The sequence below is a fragment of the Lysobacter zhanggongensis genome (genome assembly GCF_046638635.1).
In the GTDB taxonomy this organism is placed as follows: Bacteria; Pseudomonadota; Gammaproteobacteria; order Xanthomonadales; family Xanthomonadaceae; genus Novilysobacter; species Novilysobacter luteus.
Genome location: NZ_JBJXHK010000049.1, coordinates 1 through 17,222, shown reverse-complemented (window position 1 = coordinate 17,222; position 17,222 = coordinate 1). Strand labels below are relative to the sequence as shown.

General features: G+C 64.2%; 16 protein-coding genes. 12 read left to right on the top strand and 4 right to left on the bottom strand.

Annotated elements, in window-relative coordinates; translation table 11 throughout:
* The coding region (locus tag ACKVMH_RS09365) for an SEL1-like repeat protein (RefSeq protein ID WP_459167107.1) at window positions 1-467 on the bottom strand (467 nt) is incomplete at its 3' end.
* A 126-nt stretch (window positions 468-593) separates the two neighbouring features.
* On the opposite strand from ACKVMH_RS09365, the gene ACKVMH_RS09360 reads away from it, so the two are divergent.
* From ACKVMH_RS09360 to ACKVMH_RS09335, 6 genes are all read left to right on the top strand, one after another.
* Window positions 594-4,331 (top strand): methylmalonyl-CoA mutase family protein, encoded by a 3,738-nt coding sequence (locus tag ACKVMH_RS09360; RefSeq protein ID WP_412700088.1) that lies wholly within the window; start codon window positions 594-596, stop codon window positions 4,329-4,331.
* A 274-nt stretch (window positions 4,332-4,605) separates the two neighbouring features.
* Window positions 4,606-6,885 carry an ATP-dependent nuclease gene (locus tag ACKVMH_RS09355; RefSeq protein WP_412700087.1) on the top strand — a complete coding sequence of 760 codons (2,280 nt, stop codon included), beginning with the start codon at window positions 4,606-4,608 and terminating at the stop codon, window positions 6,883-6,885.
* A 53-nt stretch (window positions 6,886-6,938) separates the two neighbouring features.
* Window positions 6,939-8,804: a UvrD-helicase domain-containing protein gene (locus ACKVMH_RS09350; protein WP_412700086.1), complete on the top strand. Its 1,866-nt coding sequence runs from the start codon at window positions 6,939-6,941 to the stop codon at window positions 8,802-8,804.
* Between the two features lie 215 nt (window positions 8,805-9,019).
* Window positions 9,020-9,325, top strand: coding sequence for an NADPH-dependent FMN reductase (locus ACKVMH_RS09345; protein WP_412700085.1), 306 nt, complete (start codon window positions 9,020-9,022; stop codon window positions 9,323-9,325).
* 102 nt (window positions 9,326-9,427) lie between these two features.
* Window positions 9,428-9,610, top strand: coding sequence for a hypothetical protein (locus tag ACKVMH_RS09340; RefSeq protein ID WP_412700084.1), 183 nt, complete (start codon window positions 9,428-9,430; stop codon window positions 9,608-9,610).
* Between the two features lie 52 nt (window positions 9,611-9,662).
* Window positions 9,663-10,319 carry a DUF6988 family protein gene (locus ACKVMH_RS09335; RefSeq protein ID WP_412700083.1) on the top strand — a complete coding sequence of 219 codons (657 nt, stop codon included), beginning with the start codon at window positions 9,663-9,665 and terminating at the stop codon, window positions 10,317-10,319.
* A 159-nt stretch (window positions 10,320-10,478) separates the two neighbouring features.
* On the opposite strand, the gene ACKVMH_RS09330 is transcribed toward ACKVMH_RS09335, so the two are convergent.
* Window positions 10,479-10,712, bottom strand: coding sequence for a hypothetical protein (locus ACKVMH_RS09330; protein ID WP_412700082.1), 234 nt, complete (start codon window positions 10,710-10,712; stop codon window positions 10,479-10,481).
* An 8-nt stretch (window positions 10,713-10,720) separates the two neighbouring features.
* The gene (locus ACKVMH_RS09325) at window positions 10,721-11,800 is read right to left on the bottom strand and encodes a nuclease-related domain-containing protein (protein ID WP_412700081.1); all 1,080 of its coding nucleotides are present in this window, start codon (window positions 11,798-11,800) and stop codon (window positions 10,721-10,723) included.
* A 142-nt stretch (window positions 11,801-11,942) separates the two neighbouring features.
* Here ACKVMH_RS09325 and ACKVMH_RS09320 point away from each other — a divergent pair, with 142 nt between their 5' ends.
* Together ACKVMH_RS09320 and ACKVMH_RS09315 are read left to right on the top strand one after the other, a co-directional pair.
* The gene (locus tag ACKVMH_RS09320) at window positions 11,943-12,497 is read left to right on the top strand and encodes a cupin domain-containing protein (protein ID WP_412700080.1); all 555 of its coding nucleotides are present in this window, start codon (window positions 11,943-11,945) and stop codon (window positions 12,495-12,497) included.
* A 36-nt stretch (window positions 12,498-12,533) separates the two neighbouring features.
* Window positions 12,534-13,286: a DUF6151 family protein gene (locus ACKVMH_RS09315; RefSeq protein ID WP_412700079.1), complete on the top strand. Its 753-nt coding sequence runs from the start codon at window positions 12,534-12,536 to the stop codon at window positions 13,284-13,286.
* A 132-nt stretch (window positions 13,287-13,418) separates the two neighbouring features.
* Here ACKVMH_RS09315 and ACKVMH_RS09310 read toward each other — a convergent pair whose 3' ends face one another.
* Window positions 13,419-13,835, bottom strand: coding sequence for a hypothetical protein (locus tag ACKVMH_RS09310; RefSeq protein ID WP_412700078.1), 417 nt, complete (start codon window positions 13,833-13,835; stop codon window positions 13,419-13,421).
* 148 nt (window positions 13,836-13,983) lie between these two features.
* Here ACKVMH_RS09310 and ACKVMH_RS09305 point away from each other — a divergent pair, with 148 nt between their 5' ends.
* The 4 genes from ACKVMH_RS09305 to ACKVMH_RS09290 all read left to right on the top strand — a co-directional run.
* Window positions 13,984-14,277: a hypothetical protein gene (locus tag ACKVMH_RS09305; RefSeq protein WP_412700077.1), complete on the top strand. Its 294-nt coding sequence runs from the start codon at window positions 13,984-13,986 to the stop codon at window positions 14,275-14,277.
* An 11-nt stretch (window positions 14,278-14,288) separates the two neighbouring features.
* The gene (locus tag ACKVMH_RS09300; RefSeq protein ID WP_412700076.1) at window positions 14,289-15,089 is read left to right on the top strand and encodes a PhzF family phenazine biosynthesis protein; all 801 of its coding nucleotides are present in this window, start codon (window positions 14,289-14,291) and stop codon (window positions 15,087-15,089) included.
* A gap of 90 nt (window positions 15,090-15,179) precedes the next feature.
* Window positions 15,180-16,439, top strand: coding sequence for a putative DNA modification/repair radical SAM protein (locus tag ACKVMH_RS09295; protein ID WP_412700075.1), 1,260 nt, complete (start codon window positions 15,180-15,182; stop codon window positions 16,437-16,439).
* A 9-nt stretch (window positions 16,440-16,448) separates the two neighbouring features.
* The coding region (locus ACKVMH_RS09290) for a TIGR03915 family putative DNA repair protein (RefSeq protein ID WP_412700074.1) at window positions 16,449-17,222 on the top strand (774 nt) is incomplete at its 3' end.

Below are 17,222 nucleotides of genomic sequence, written 5' to 3'. Positions count from 1 at the left end.
TGCAGCCGCTCCACCAGCAGCAGCGCGGACACCGCGTCGCCGGCATCGGCGGCGCGCTCCAGCAATTGCAGGCACAGGCCCTGGTCGCCGGCGTCGGCCTTGCGTCCCAGGTGGACCGCTGCCGCGCGCAGGGCCGGCGGGTAGCCGTGGTGCACCGCCGCCAGCAGCCGCTGGTTGATGCGGCCATCGCGCGGAAGCAGCACGCTGCCCAGTGCCAGCCAGGCCAGCCAGTAGCCGGCGATTGTGTTGCCGGCACCTTCCGCGCGCAGCAACCAGCCCAACCCGAGCCGCGGTGCCGCGGGCCCGCCCAGCCCGAACAGCAGCATCCGCGCGTACTCCACCTGTGCGCCGGTATGGCCGCCCTGTGCCGCGCGCCGGTACAGCGCCAGCCGTGCGGCCCCGTCCTCGTCATGCACGGCATCCGGCGCATGCGAGTCGGGGTGGGCGAGGGCGGCAATCGGGCTCATGGATCAGGACAACGCACCGATCCCGCACGTGCGGCCGCGCGGTGACGTTCCATTGGTGGAACGCAAAAGGCGCACCAAGGCCCCGCGCTACAATCGGCCGATCCGTTTTCAGTAGCCGAGTGCGCCATGAGCACCCCCGCCAGCCAGCTTCCCCAGTCCGACGCCGACACCGCCCGCACGCCGCTGCGGTTCGTCACCGCCGCCAGCCTGTTCGACGGCCACGACGCCGCCATCAACATCATGCGGCGGCTGATCCAGGGGCAGGGCGCGGAAGTCATTCACCTGGGCCACAACCGCTCGGTCGAGGACGTCGTCCGCGCCGCCCTGCAGGAAGACGCCGACGGCATCGCGCTGTCGTCCTACCAGGGCGGGCACGTCGAGTACCTCAAGTACATGGTCGACATGCTCAAGGAGCGCGGCGCCGGCCACATCAAGATCTTCGCCGGCGGTGGCGGCACCATCACCCCCGAGGAGATCCGCGAACTGCAGGCCTATGGCGTCGAGCGCATCTACCACCCCAACGACGGCATGCACATGGGGCTGGTGGCGATGATCGAGGACGTCGTCCGCCGCGCAGGCGAAGGCCGCATCGAGGGCGAGGCCGACAACACCCAGCCGTCGATCACCGACGAGATCGCCATCGGCCGCATGCTCAGCGCAATCGAGGAGGACCACTTCGACGAGCAGCAGCTGGCCCACCTGCGCAAGCAGTGGCAGCTGGCCGGCGGCAAGACCCCGGTCATCGGCATCACCGGCACCGGCGGCGCGGGCAAGTCTTCCGTGACCGACGAGCTGCTCAACCGCTTCCTGGCGAACTTCCCGGAGATGCGCATCGCGGTGATCTCGGTCGACCCGACCCGCCGCCGCACCGGTGGCGCGCTGCTGGGCGACCGCATCCGCATGAACTCGCTGCGCAGCAACCGCGTCTACATGCGCTCGATGGCCACCCGCCGCCAGCACGCCGCCACCAACGCGGTGCTGAAGGACTCGATCGGCTTCCTCAAGGGGCTCGGCTATGACCTGGTCATCGTCGAGACCGCGGGTATTGGCCAGTCCGACTCGGAGATCGTCGACCTGGTCGACTTCCCGATGTACGTCATGACCAGCGACTTCGGCGCCCCGAGCCAGCTGGAGAAGATCGACATGCTCGACTTCGCCGAACTGGTGGTGCTCAACAAGTACGACAAGCGCGGCGCCGAAGATGCCCTGCGCGACATCCGCAAGCAGTGGAAGCGCAACCGCGTCGCCTTCCAGACCAAGGACGAGGACGTCCCCGTCTACCCGACGATCGCCAGCCAGTTCAACGACCCCGGCATCAGCTGGATGTTCGCCAACCTGTGCCGCTTGATGCGGGAGAAGCTCGGCGTGGGCGGCGGCTCCGACGCCGGTGGCTCCGATGTAGGAGCGACGTCAGTCGCGACCTCGCAGAGCTCCCGGGACGATGGTCAGGTCGCGACTGACGTCGCTCCTACATCGAAAGGGAGCTCCCGCTGCGACTTCCGGCCCGACATCGACACCTCGCTGAAGGAGCCGCGCGCGACGGTGCTGATCCCCGGCAACCGCGTCCGCTACCTCGCCGAGATCGCCGAGCAGGGCCGCTCGATCAACGACCGCATCGAGAGCCAGTCCGAAATCGCCGACCGCGCGCAGAGCTATTGGCAGAGCCTGCATGACCTCGAAGACCCGCAACTGCCGAAGCAGCTCGACCTCTACCAGGCCGATGCCCTCCAAGGCCCGGCGAAGTCGCCTGACTCCCGCGCCCCCTCCGCTGTAGGAGCGGCTTCAGCCGCGAACGCGCAGAACGTTGGAGACGATGTACAGGTCGCGGCTGACGCCGCTCCTACAACGGAAAGGGATTCCGCCCCCGCCCCCGACCGCACGCTGCTGACCCTCCGCCAGCGCTACAACGACGCCGTCCAATCCCTCGATTCCGAGGCCCTCAAGCTGCTGCGCGACTGGCCGGCCCGCCTCAAGTCCATCACCGACGACGTCAACGAATACCAGGTCCGCGACAAGACCATCCGCGTCGACAACTACCGCGAGTCCCTGTCCCACCAGCAGATCCCCAAGATCGCCGCCCCCACCTACAAATCCTGGGGCGAGCTGCTCACCTTCCTGCAAAAGGAAAACCTACCCGGCGCCTACCCCTACACCGGCGGCGTCTACCCGTACCGCCGCACCGGCGAGGACCCGATCCGCATGTTCGCGGGCGAGGGCACGCCGGAGCGCACCAACCGGCGCTTCCACTACCTCAGCCTCGGCCAGCCGGCCGCGCGCCTGTCCACCGCGTTCGACTCGGTCACCCTGTACGGCGAGGACCCGGCGCCGCGCCCGGACATCTACGGCAAGATCGGCAACTCCGGCGTCAACATCCCCACGCTGGACGACATGAAGAAGCTGTACTCCGGCTTCGACCTGTGCGCGCCCACCACCTCGGTGTCGATGACCATCAACGGCCCCGCGCCGATGATCCTGGCGATGTTCATGAACACCGCCATCGACCAGCAGGTGGAGAAGTACCTGCGCGCCGACCAGGCTCGCTGGGACGCCGCCCACGACAAGATCGAAAAACTGTTTGAAGGCCGCCAGCGCCCGCAGTACAGCGGCAGCCTGCCCGAGGGCCACGACGGCCTGGGCCTGGGCCTGCTGGGCGTTACCGGCGACCAGCTGCTGGACGCCGCCACCTACGCCCGCATCAAGGCAGAGACCCTCAAGACCGTCCGCGGCACCGTGCAGGCCGACATCCTCAAGGAGGACCAGGCCCAGAACACCTGCATCTTCAGCACCGAGTTCGCCCTGCGCATGATGGGCGACATCCAGCAGTACTTCGTCGACAACGGCGTGCGCAACTTCTACTCGGTGTCGATCTCCGGCTACCACATCGCCGAGGCCGGGGCGAACCCGATCAGCCAGCTCGCCTTCACCCTGAGCAACGGCTTCACCATCGTCGAGTACTACCTCGCGCGCGGGATGAAGATCGACGACTTCGCGCCCAACCTGTCGTTCTTCTTCAGCAACGGCATGGACCCCGAGTACACCGTCATCGGCCGCGTCGCTCGCCGCATCTGGGCCCGCGCCATGCGCGAGAGGTATGGCGCAAGCAGCAGAAGCCAGATGATGAAGTACCACATCCAGACCAGCGGCCGCTCCCTGCACGCGCAGGAGATCCAGTTCAACGACATCCGCACCACGCTGCAGGCCCTATACGCGCTGTTCGACAACTGCAACAGCCTGCACACCAACGCCTACGACGAAGCCATCACCACGCCGACCGAAGAGAGCGTGCGCCGCGCCGTCGCCATCCAGATGATCATCAACAAGGAGCTGGGGCTGAACTTCTGCGAGAACCCCTGGCAGGGCAGCTTCATCGTCGACAAGCTCACCGACATCGTCGAGGAGGCCGTCTACAAGGAGTTCGAGGCCATCAGCGAGCGCGGCGGCGTGCTCGGCGCCATGGACACCATGTACCAGCGCGGCAAGATCCAGGAAGAGAGCCTGTACTACGAGCACAAGAAGCACGACGGCAGCCTGCCGCTGGTCGGCGTCAACACCTTCCTGCCGAAGGAGCACGCCGGCGACATCGTCACCGAGATCGAACTGATCCGCTCGACCGAGGAAGAGAAGGGCCAGCAGATCGACAACGTCCGCAACTTCCAGCAGCTCCGCAACGCTGCTGTTCTCCCTCTCCCGCTGGCGGGAGAGGGCCGGGGTGAGGGCGCACCCGGCCTCGCCTACCTCCAGAAAACCGCCCGCGACCGCCAGAACGTGTTCGCCGCGCTGATGGAGGCGGTGAAGACGCACAGCCTGGGGCAGATCAGCCATGCGTTGTATGACGTGGGTGGGGAGTATCGACGGAATATGTAGCTCGGGGGCGAGCTGTTTGGTTTCGCTTAGAAGGAAGTGCGCTCTACGGGGGGGGCAGAAAGGAAGCGCGAGCCTAGTTTGTTCGTAGATTGATAGTTGGCGCACTTTGGCGCGAAGGGTCTCTCGATTCGATGCCGGGATGCCAGTCTGCCGTGCGGTCAAGGCGGTCACGAGATGCGCAGGCACGCGAAGCTGTATCTCGGCATTCGAGCAGTGATCCGGCTACCCTCCACTAGTGCTACCTTCGCATTATTCGAGGCATCTTGGAGGGAGAATGCATCTCAAGTCATACCGCCTTCAAAACTACAGGCGGCTTCGCGACGTTCACGTAGAACTTGCCCAAGATATTTCAATTTTTGTTGGGGCGAATAACAGCGGCAAGACATCTGCCACACAAGCGGTACAGATGTTCCTTTCGGGGCGGAAGGAAAAGTTTTCCCTGTTCGACTTTAGCTCCAACGTCTGGAAGCTGTTGAATGAGGTCGGAGAAAGCCCTGCAACCGACGATGCGGAGGCTTCGTTTCCATCTATTACGATAGATCTCTGGTTCGAGGTCACGGAGGACGATCTCTATCTTGTGTTGCCTATCCTCCCAAGCTCGGAGTGGCAGGGTAAAGAAGTTGGAATTAGGGTCGAGTTCGGCGCGGTCAATGCTCCTGAGACGCTTCGACGTTTCCGGGAGGCTACGCAGAAGGCGGCTGCACAAATTGAAGCGCTGGGTGACAATGCGGGCACGTACGCACCGTGGCCGCGGAGCCTGACGCACTTTCTTGCTCAGGAGCTCCGGGCGGAGTTTGAACTCCGCTATTTCGTTCTCGACCGTGCTCAGTTCGACGCGGCGTACGTTGAGAACGACCCCAACTACCACCCTCAACCGATACCCGCGGAGCCGGGCGGGGGGGCGATCTTGCGATCATTGATCCGTGTGGATTGCCTGCACGCACAACGCCATCTTGCTGACCCGGACTCCAGTAGTTCTGGAGGGGTGGGACGAGCAGAGGACTTGTCGCGCCGATTAAGTCGCTTCTATGAGCGCAATCTTTCTCAAAGGCCCGATGACCATGCTGCGCTGAAGGCACTCTTCGATTCTGAGGAGAGTCTCAATAAGCACCTTATGGACGTGTTCAAGCCAACTTTAGAGCGGATCGCTAAGCTTGGGTATCCGGGCATGCATAATCCGCGTCTCGAGATCGCGTCTGGCCTGAACCCGGCGACCGTAATGAGCCAGGACGCAAAAGTTCACTACGTCCTGGGCGAAGACATGCCTCTCCGGCTGCCTGACAGCTACAACGGGCTCGGCCTCAAGAATCTCATCTATATGGTGGTAGAGATTCTTGACATTCAAGAAAGGTGGAAGCTCGAAGAGAACCGTCCGCCACTTCACCTCGTTTTTGTCGAGGAGCCGGAAGCGCATTTGCACGCGCAGTTGCAGCAGGTCTTCATCCGCAATGTGCTGGAGCTGTTGAAGGTTGAAGGGGAGGAGTTGAGCGCCTTCCGATCGCAACTTATCGTTACGACGCATTCGCCGCACATACTCTATGAAAGGGGCTTCGCGCCGATCCGGTACTTCCGCAGGCATGTCACCGATGGGGAGCAGACAACGCGGGTACTCAACCTGTCTAGGTTCCAGGCAGGCGACGCGCCGAAAGATCGAGATTTCCTGCAGCGGTACTTGAAGCTCACTCACTGCGACCTGTTCTTCGCCGATGCTGCCATTTTGGTGGAGGGGAACGTAGAGCGGCTGTTGCTTCCACTAATGATAGAGAAGGTGGCGAAAGGGTTGAGCGCCGCTTCTTTGTCAGTGCTGGAGGTGGGCGGAGCATTCGGGCACCGCTTTCGAGAGCTGATTCGATTCCTTGGTATCAGCACACTTGTGATTACAGACCTAGACAGCGTGGCCATAGTCGAAGGTCCGACGGAGGACGAAGAGGAGGACGAGAAGGAATTTGACATTCCTGCCGAGAAGGAGGACGGCCAGCCCGTCAAGAAGTACGGAAAAACTTGCGAGCCCCTTGACGTGGACGCATACACGGCTAATCAGACGCTCATTCAATGGCTTCCTAAGAAAACGACAATTGCGGAGATTCTTGCCGCAACGGATGAAGAGAGAACCGAGGAAATCCCCGGCACCGACAATGCGAAGGTGCGCGTTGCCTACCAATGCCCCCTCGATGTCACTTGGGGAAACATCACCACGCAAGTCTGTGGCCGTACCTTGGAGACTAGCTTTGCTCTACAGAATGCGGAGTGGTGCCAAGACTTGGATCGGAAACCCCTGGGGCTGAAGTTGCGCGGACAGGTAGCAACGCCGGCCGCCTTGGCCACTGGGCTGCACAAACGTGTAATCGGCCAGTACTTTGACAAAACGAAGTTCGCGCTCGGTGTTCTTGCGCGCAAAGAAGAGCAGTGGGAAGTGCCTCTCTACATCGAACAGGGGCTTCGTTGGCTAGAAGCAACTGTCGACCTCGAAGCAAAAGAAGAGGTTGAAGCCGTAGCTGAAGCGATCGCGGCTGAGACTGTTGAGGCAGTGCACAACCCGGGCCTCGATCAATGAGTCGGCGGGTAGACAAGCCGGATACTCCGGCAGACATTGAATTGAGGGGGTGCTTGTCTCCTGAGGAGCGGCGCTCGTTCGTGATGGTCGCGGGCGCTGGCTCTGGTAAAACTACATCCCTTATCAAGGCGCTGTCAGCAGTTATTGATCTACACGGCCCGTCGTTGGAAAGCCGCCGCCAGCGTGTCGCCTGTATTACCTACACTGAGATCGCAGCTCAAGAGATATGGGCCGATGTCGGCAATAATCCGCGAATCCACGTGTCGACGATCCATAGCTTCATGTGGATGCTGGTTCGGCCGTTTCAGGGCGACATTCGGAAGTGGGTAGCGTCGCGTATCGAAGAGAAGCTCGGAGAGCTAGACGAAAAGATCTCCGGTTACGGTCCGCGAGTCCAACAGAGAACAAAAGATAAGGACCAGCGCGACGTAGCACGGTACCAGCAATCTCTGGAGCGTATTGATCAGGTTCAATCCTTTACATACGGTACCGGCAGCGACTATACGAAAGGCATCCTAGGACATGACGACGTTCTGCGGTGCGCGACGCAATTCTTAGATGAGCGTCCTCTTTTTCGAACATTGTTGGCGCAACAGTTTCCATTCGTATTCGTTGATGAGAGTCAAGACACCACTGGCAGCGTGGTGTCCGGATTAAAGCGGGTTGCTGCTCAGTTGCAGGGGAAGTTCTGTCTCGGCTTTTTCGGTGACCCAATGCAACGAATTTACATGACGGGCGCCGGAAGGGTCGAGGCCGAGGAAGGATGGGCAACGATCACTAAAGAAGAAAACTTCCGATGTCCGACCAGCGTATTAAGCGTCGCGAACGCGATTCGCAGTAACGACGATGGGTTAGTGCAAACAAGAGGGCGAATAATCACAACGCCCGCAGGTGAAGAGGTTTCCTTTGCGGGTACGGCGCGGATGTTCATCTTGCCGGCCGATGATCAGCGCGACGAGAATATAGCGAAAGTTCGGGCATGGGTGGCGGATCGAAATGCCGATGAAGCGTGGCGAGATGGTCCGGTCAAGCTTCTTGTCATTGTGCATCGCATGGCGGCTAGGCGGCTAGGCTTTGACAATTTGTATGTCGCGATGAATTCCAAAGCGCCGGGTGCGCTCAAGGACGGCTTTCTTGATGCCACCGCCTGGCCGCTCCGCCCCTTTATGCAAATGGCGCTGCCTCTCTCAGACGCCACAATTGAGGGCCGCGAGTTCGACGCCATGATCCTTCTGCGGAAGTTCTCGCCAAAGCTCGCAACAGAGAACTTGCCTAGAAAGGGTATTCCGGCAACTCTCGCCGACCTTAGGAATGCAGCTGAGGAGTTGGCGAAGTTGATGCAGCCGGGTTCTGAAGCAACTACTCGTGCTGTTTTGGAGCATATGCGTGACACGGGGCTGTTTGCTCTCGATCCACGCGTTCTGAGCTATTTGGACGCAGGCGTGCCACCGACTCATGAGGGGGATGACGACGAAGTTGCTCGCAATGACGACAAAGATGAGGCGCTCGAAATGAGCGCGATTGACGCTTTTCTCGCGTGCAAGGCGTCTGAATTCTGGGGCTATAAGGAGTATGTAGAAGAGCTATCGCCCTTCTCTACGCAACAAGGCATCAAGGGCGCTGAGTTCGACAGGGTGCTCGTGATTGCCGACGACGCCGAAAGTTCACATTTCCAATTTTCTTATGATAAGTATTTTGGGGTCAAAGCGCTTTCGGATAATGACAGAAAGAACCTAGACGAGGGAGGAGAGACTCAGGTCGAGCGGACCCGCCGTCTCTTCTACGTGTGCTGTACGCGCGCAATGAAAGATCTCGTCGTTGTCTTCTTTGCGGATGATGTCGGAGCTGCGGAACAAGCCGTCCGCGCAATGGACCTATTTCCCACCGAGGAGATATTTACGCAGGCGGCATTGAGGTGACGCCAGGAACAGGGGTAAGAGTCGACTTTTCAGATCGACCCGGCCGGCGCCGCTGCCCGGCGCGGCTAAAAACGGGGGTCAGAGAGAAGATTCCGAGCTTGGAAGTGCTGTAGCCACGCCTAGGCCCGAGCGGTCTCTACCTGTGGGGGTGGGCGAGCCGTCGTCCTAAGATTGATGCGCCAGTAGCTCTTACGCTCACGACTACCGAGGTCCACATGTCCGAACGCGTCCTTGTCTTCTACGGCTCCTACCGCTCCGACCGCGTGGGCATCCGCCTGGCCGGCTCCTGCGTTCGCGCACTGCAGGCCCGCGGCGTCGACGCCGAGCTGATTGACGCGAAGGCGGTGAACCTGCCGATGCTGGACCGCATGTACAAGGAGTACCCGCCGGGCGAGGCGCCGGCGGCAATGGAGGCACTGGCCGGCAGGATCCGCGGCGCCGATGGCTTCGTGTTCGTCACCGGCGAGTACAACTGGGGGATGCAGCCGGGCCTGAAGAACCTCACCGACCACTTCCTGTAGGAGTGGTTCTGGCGCCCCGCCGGCATCGTCAGCTATTCGGCCGGGCGCCTGGCCGGTGCGCGCGGCAGCGTCCCCTGGCACGGCACTCTGTCGGAAATGGGCATGGTGGTGATCTCCAGCACCGTCAACGTCGGCCCCATCGGCAAGACGCTGGACGCGCAGGGGCAGCCCATCGACGAGGCCGGAAAGTTCCTCGAGAAGAGCTTCGCCCGCTTCGCCGACGATCTGGCCTGGTGGATGGAGGCCGCGGGGCTGCAGAAGGGGCGGAAGGCGCCGCCGTTCTGAGCGGGTGAGCAAGAGGCAGGGGTTGGAAAGATTCATTCCAAGGAGGTCGCAGTTGAATAGCGACGTGGCGAGTGCTCAAGAGCGACTTGAGCGGGTGAGGTTTGGAACGCATGCCCTGCATCGCGCGATAGACGTCCTGTGGGATGAGCTGCCTGAGCCTCGAGGTCTGCGCGAACTGGCCGTGCGGGGTTTCGCGAACATCGTCAGGCAACACGTGACCGCGCAGTGGGTACTGGTGCAGCGCGAACTGGACGTATCGGCCACAGCATTGGTCCGGCCAACCTACGAGGCTCTTTTAAGGGTCATCTGGACGCTGCGTGGCGCTGATGACTCATGGATCGAGGGCTTCTTTAAGCCCACAGATGGCGCGATCAACTCTGATGCCGAAACCCGAAAGGGCCCCGATGTGTTGGCTATGTTGGCGGCTATCGAGCGCCATCATCCAGCGGAGATCTATCGACCACTCCTTCACCTGAAGGAAGCAACGTGGCGCGCAATGCATTCGTATGTACACGGTGGGATTCGGCCGGTTGTTCAAAGCCTCGCTGCGTTTCCTGCGCATGAAGCTGGATCGCTCCTGCTCAACGCAAACAGCATGCTGATCTTGGCTACGGATGCGGTTCGCATGGCGCATGGCTTTCAATCACCGATGCTTCCGGACCTGCAGATGCAGTTCGCGGATTGCTTGCCGCCGGTAAAGTCGCCGTAGCGTGAAACAATCGGGTCAGCTTCACGCCCAGCCCGGAGCCGGTTGACGCCAAGGCGGTGGACCTCCTGCCGATGCTGCGACGTCCCCCCGCTACTGAAAGGGGGGGGGCGTCGGCTCGACGGTGAGGTCTCCGAGGTCATCACCAAATGCCTAACCCGATCACTGCTGCGACCAACTGGCTCTCTTTCGAATCCGTCGCCTGAACCAGAAGTAGCTTCCAGCAATGACGGCGCCCTGCAGCAGCATGAGCGGCAAGAAGAACACATGGGTCAGAGTCCAAAGCAGGCACAAAACCGTAGCGATCACGAGCGCCGTTCTCCCGAAGCGACTGGCGACGAAGAGCACAAGCACAAACAGCAACTGGTAAAGCAGCACCGGGATGGTCAGGATCATGTACGTAGCTACGCCGGGTTCGTAAAGTAGAACTCGCTGCTGCCGCAGCCGGAACACTCGCGATAGAAGTGCTGGCCGTCTTTTCGCAACCGTGCGTTGTGGCCGGGCTGGCAGGAGAAGCGGATGGCGGTGTTGGTCTCGCACTGCCCGCACTTGAAGTAGTAGCCGTAGCGCCCGTAGAGGACGGTGCCTTCGGTTGCTGCGCAGGACTTGCAACTTGGTCCGCCCGTTTGAACGTGCGGCGAAGTCACCTCAGCTCTCTGGGTGGTCCCGGCCGCTGGTACCGCTTTGCCCAGGGTGGGTTCAATCCGGGGCGTGCCGCTGCGTGCCGTCTGCCTGACGCGCGGCACCTCCTGGCCGCAGCTCTCGTCCGCCAGCATCGCGGCCGTCGCCACGTTGCCGCGTACTGGTACGTGCCGGCTGGCCAGTTGCCGCGCGACGTGTTCAACCGTTTCGCTGGATACGATCTTCGCGGCTGTCCTGATCAAGCCGACGATCGGGTTCTCGCCATCGATGTCCCGCCAGATCGCCTTCTTCAGCTGATCGGTCTTGATGACGCGTGAGGCGTCGAACCGCTTCGGGCGGTCCACGCGGGCGTTGGAGGACACCAGCACAAAGGAGTGGAACGTCGGGGCGATTCGCAGACCGAATCGCGAGGGCAGATCAATCTGAGCCAGCACATCCCGTAACACCTCGATGTGGCGCTCGTTCTGCTGAAGGGGCGAGGGCATGCCCTGAAAGCTCCGCCCGCTCCAGCGAAGAAATTCACCTTCCTCGGTGATCTTGATCCCGCCCCAAGTGTGCTTCGTTTCCAGCACATAGACGTCCATCCAGCGATTGATCAGCACGTGATCGATCTGGGCGGTGCGACCGTCGTGCTCCACTCGCAGGTCGTGGATGACAGCCCAGTTCGCAGAGCGCGCGTAATCGAAATCGATGAGGTAAGCCGCATCTTTTTCACCCTTGATGCCGGCTTGGCGAATTCGCAGTTCGTCGCGTGCGCGCTTGGCATCAAGGCCGCCATGCGCTGCCTGTTGTTCCAGCGCCCGCAGCACGTCCCTGTAGTCGTCGGCTTGCTTGATCAGCATGTGTATCCCCTTGTCGGGCTCAAGCATAGCCACCAAAGATCGCATCATGCGTCGGTTCCCTTCTGGCCGGCCCTTGACCACATTCTCCGCCTCCCCCCGTTTGCTCCCGAGGGCCGCGTCGGCCTCGTCGGAGGGTCACGCCATGCAACGTCTCCTCGTCGGCCTTGTCGCGGGCCTGGCCTTCACTCTGTGGCCGTCCGGCAGCTCGGCGCAGCAGTCCGCCCAAGCCGAACCGGCCGCGCAGCCCGCCCCCGCACCGCCGGCACCACAGGCCTACGACGCCGGCACCGTCCGTTTCCTGACCACCAGTGAGCAGACCGGCGGGCGCTTCGCCGTGGTCGAGCTGGCCGAGCAGGGTGGCTACCTGGCGCCGCCGCATCGCCACGAGCACATGGACGAGAGCTTCCACGTGCTCGACGGCGTGCTGCGGGTGACGATGGCGGGGACGACGGTGGACCACGGGCCCGGTTCGTTCGTGGTCATCCCGCGCGGCGTGGTGCATTCGCAGGGCAGCGCGGACGACCGGCCGGTGCGGGTGGTGATGACCATGGTGCCGGGCGGGTTCGAGGCATTCTTCGCCGGGCGCGTCGAGCTGGCGCGGCACACCCGGCGCGGTGAGCCCGGGTTCGAGGACGGGATGTGGAAGCTGCTGCGCGAGAACGAGCGGTGGATCCAGCCGGGAGCCGCGGAGGAGTAGGATGTCCGACGCCATCGGGCCGAGGGGTGCGAGGGGATGAACCTGCCATTGAAATGCCGCTGCGGCGCCGTCCGCGGAGAGATGCAGCCCCGCCGCGCGTATACCCGCGCCACCTGCTACTGCAAGGATTGCCGGGCGTATGCGCGCTTCCTCGGGCAGCCGGGTGTGCTGGACGAGGCGGGCGGCACCGACGTCGTGCCCACGGCGCCAGCAACCGTGCAACTGACGGCGGGCCTGGAGCACGTGGCCTGCATGTCGCTCAGCCCCAAGGGCACGCTGCGCTGGTACGCCGCATGCTGCCGCACGCCGCTGGGCAACACCGCGCGCAATACCGGGCTTCCGTACCTGGGGCTGGTCACGGNGGCGCCAGCAACCGTGCAACTGACGGCGGGCCTGGAGCACGTGGCCTGCATGTCGCTCAGCCCCAAGGGCACGCTGCGCTGGTACGCCGCATGCTGCCGCACGCCGCTGGGCAACACCGCGCGCAATACCGGGCTTCCGTACCTGGGGCTGGTCACGGCGTGTCTGGACGGCACGCCGCAGCAACTGGATGCGGCCCTCGGCCCGGCCGGCCGCTGCGTGCTCAACACCGGCTCCGCCACGGCGCCGGTGCGCGCCACGCCGCTGGCGTTCGCGTGGGGCGGGATGCGGATACTGGCCGGCGTGCTCGGCGCACGCCTGCGCAGCGAACGCGGGTCGCCGTTTCTTGATATCGACCGGCAATGGTTGCGCGCGCCGGAGGTGGTGACCCGGGAGCAACGCCAGGCACTGGAGCAGCGCGACCACTGACGCCGGTGCCGCAAGCCAAAAAAAGGCCCCGCACTGCGAGGCCTTTTTTGTACGCGGAGTACCGCGCGGCACATTGGACGCGATGCGGTTTCGCCAATCTGGGTCGTTGGCTAATCGCACCGCGGCCGTGCATTACGGCTGGTAGCAGGCGCCGCTGGCGTCGTGCTCGATCTGGATGAGTTCGCCACCGCCGGCGCCCCAGGCATTGCCGTCGGCAAAGACCAGGCAGCCGACGCCCTTGTAGAGCACCTGCATGCGGCGTGCGTCATTGCCGAAGTAGAACGGGATCCAGCGCTTGCCGGATTCGTAGCTGTGCTGGCGGTCGGGGACGCGGTCCATGACCTGCTGCACGGCCTGGGTGTCCATGCCGATGGTGAGCTGGGTGAACTTGCTGCCGGGTGCCGGCTGGCCGACGATCGCTTCGGTCGGCACTTCCTGCTCGCCTGCGGTCTGCGCGGCGGGCGCTGCGCTATTGGTGTTGCCGGTGGTGGCGCATGCGGCGCAGACGCTGGCGAGGACCAAAACGGCCAAATGGCGGAACGTACTCATTACTCATCTCCCTGAGATCGCCGGAGACCGGGAAGGCCTCATGCCTTCCTGCCGGCGAAGTGCGGAGACTACGGGCAATGCCGGGACCCGCGCCAGTTGTAGAATTCGGTCGCCGCCGGGGGGGGGGCAGGGGAATCCAATGCGACCGATGCTTTTGACCGTACTGCTGGCCGTTCCGATGGTGGCTGGTGCCACCGACCTGCACGAGCTGTTCTACGAGGGCTACTCGATCGTCGAGAAGACACGCGTGGCTGGGGAGTTCGCGGGGTGCGTGGCCGGCCGGCGTATCCCGCTGGAGAACGGCATGGTGTTCGTCTGCTCCGAGTTCAGCGTGGCGGTTGGGGGTTCGACCGAGGTCGTGATCGTGGAAGACGATTACGGCGACATCAGGCTGACCATCGACGAGGCCGAGTACCGGGGCACGGTGCTTCGGTCCAGATAAAGTGCCGAACCATGAAACTCAAACTCTTCCAGGTCGATGCCTTCGCCGAGCATGTGTTCGAGGGCAACCCGGCGGCCGTCTGCCCGCTGCAGGCGTGGCCGGACGATGCGCTGCTGCAAGCCATTGCCGAGGAGAACAACCTCTCGGAAACCGCGTTCTTCGTCCCGGCCGGCGATGCGTTCGAGCTGCGCTGGTTCACGCCGGTGGACGAGGTGGACCTGTGCGGCCACGCCACCCTGGCCAGCGCGCACGTGCTCTATACGCACCTCGGGTACGACGCGCCGCGGCTGCGGTTCCTGACGCGCAGCGGAGAGCTGACGGTGTCGCGCTCGGAAGCAGGCCTGGCGATGGACTTCCCGGCCACGCGGCCCCGGGCCGTCACCGAGCCGCCCGCGGCGCTGTTGGCCGGGCTCGGGGGGGCGCCGGAGGCGGTGCTCGCGGGGTTTGACTACATTGCCGTGTACGCGTCGGCGGATGAGGTCCGCGCGCTCGCACCGGACTTTGCCCGGCTCAAGCAGCTCGACCTGCGCGGGGTGGTGGCCACCGCGCCGGGCCGCCCGGGGGATGCCGGGGCCGGGGACTTCGTGAGCCGTTGCTTCTACCCGAAGCTCGGCATCGACGAGGACCCGGTGACCGGTTCGGCGCATTGCCAGCTGGCGCCGTACTGGGCGGACCGGTTGGGCCGCGACCGGCTGTCGGCGCGGCAACTGTCCCGGCGCGGCGGCACGGTCGGCTGCGTGGTCGAAGGCGACCGCGTCCGCCTGATTGGCACGGCCGCGGACTACATGACTGCGGAGCTCCACCTTCCATAGCCGCAAGCCGGCGGTGGCCCGGAACGGCTCCGCCTGAACCGTTCACCCGGTGTCTCACCTGCTGAGACCAGTGCCCGCGACCCTCGCGCGATGAACGTCACCGAAAAACTCGCGGTACTGGCCGACGCGGCCAAGTACGACGCGTCGTGCGCCTCCAGCGGCGCGGCCAAGCGGGACTCGTCGAAGACCGGCGGCATCGGCAGCACCGGCGGCATGGGCATCTGCCACTCGTACACGCCGGACGGGCGATGCGTGTCACTGCTGAAGATCCTGCTGACCAACTTCTGCATCTTCGACTGCGTGTACTGCGTCAACCGCGTGTCGAGCAACGTGCGGCGCGCGCGCTTCACCACCGACGAGGTGGTCCGGCTGACGCTGGACTTCTACAAGCGCAACTACATCGAGGGGCTGTTCCTCTCCAGCGGGATCATCCGCAACGGCGACTACACGATGGAGCAGCTGGTCGAAGTGGCGCGCAGCCTGCGCGAGGACCATGCCTTCGGCGGCTACATCCACCTCAAGACCATCCCCGATGCCGCGCCGGAGCTGCTGGCCGCGGCCGGGCGCTACGCCGACCGGCTCAGCATCAACGTCGAGCTGCCGACCCAGGCCGGGTTGGACGCGCTGGCGCCGGAGAAGAACCTGCAGAAGATCCGCGGTGCGATGGGCGAGGTGCGCTGGCGGATCGAGGACGGCAAGGCCGCGCGCAAGGCGGTGCGGCGCGGTTCGGCCAAGCCGCCGCGGTTCGCGCCGGCCGGGCAGAGCACGCAGATGATCATCGGTGCCGACGCTGCGGACGACCGCAGCGTGTTGCAGTCCAGCGCCAACCTCTACGGCAACTACCAGTTGCGGCGGGTGTACTACTCGGCATTCAGTCCGATCCCGGATGCCTCCGCGCGGTTGCCGCTGGTGGCGCCGCCGCTGGCGCGCGAGCACCGTCTGTACCAGGCCGACTGGCTGCTGCGGTTCTACGGGTTCGATGTCGAGGAGATCGCCCCCGCGGACGGCACCACCGCGGCGGGCGCCGGCATGCTGGACCTGGACATCGACCCCAAGCTGGCGTGGGCACTGCGCCACCCGGAGCGGTTCCCGGTGGATATCAACCACGCCCCGCGCGAGATGCTGCTGCGGGTGCCGGGGCTGGGTACACGCAATGTCGCCCGGATCGTGCAGTCGCGCCGCACCGGCGGCCTGCGGGTCGCCGACCTGGCCCGGCTGCGAGCACCGATGGCCAAGGTGCTGCCGTTCGTGCAACTGCTCGACCACCACCCGCGCCGCCAGCTGGACGACCCGGTGCGCCTGCGCGCCAGGCTGGCGCCGCCGCCACGGCAGGCCGGGCTGTTCGGCTGACGGCGCGGTATGTACCTGGCCACCGTCGATCCCGGCTGGAGCCTGCAGGCCTGGCGTGATCGCGCCCGTGCGGCGTTCGCCGCCGGCGTGCGGCCGGAACACCTGCAATGGGACAGCGACGCCCAATTGGGCCTGGCGCTGGCTTCGCCGCTGCCGGATGACGCCGGTGCGGGTCGCATCAACGTTCCCGCGTCACTGGTGGACCTGGCGGGGGCGGTGGTGTGCCATCGCGATCCCGGACGGCATGCGCTGCTGTACCGGCTGCTGTGGCGCGTGGCCCACGGCGAGCGGCGCCTGCTGGAGCGCGCCACCGACCCGGATGTGGTCGCGGCCACCGCGCTGGCGGCCGCGGTCCGGCGCGACAGCCACAAGATGAAGGCGTTCGTGCGGTTCCGCGAGAGTGGCGACGGCGGCAATGCCTACCTCGCGTGGTTCGAGCCGGACCACTGGATCGTCGACCGCATCGCTCCCTTCTTTGCCAAACGGTTTGCCGGCATGCGCTGGGCCATCCTCACGCCGTACCGCAGCGTGCGCTGGGATGGCGATGCGCTCGCCTTCGGGCCGGGCGGACTGCGCGCCGACGCGCCGGCCGAGGACGCCCAGGAGGACCTGTGGCGGACTTACTACGCCAACATCTTCAATCCAGCCCGGCTCAACCCGACGATGATGCGGCAGGAGATGCCGCAGAAATACTGGAAGGGCCTACCCGAGGCCGCGCTGCTGCCGTCGCTGCTGCGCGACGCCGGCACCCGGGTGCGCGACATGGCCGAGCGCGAGGCGCAG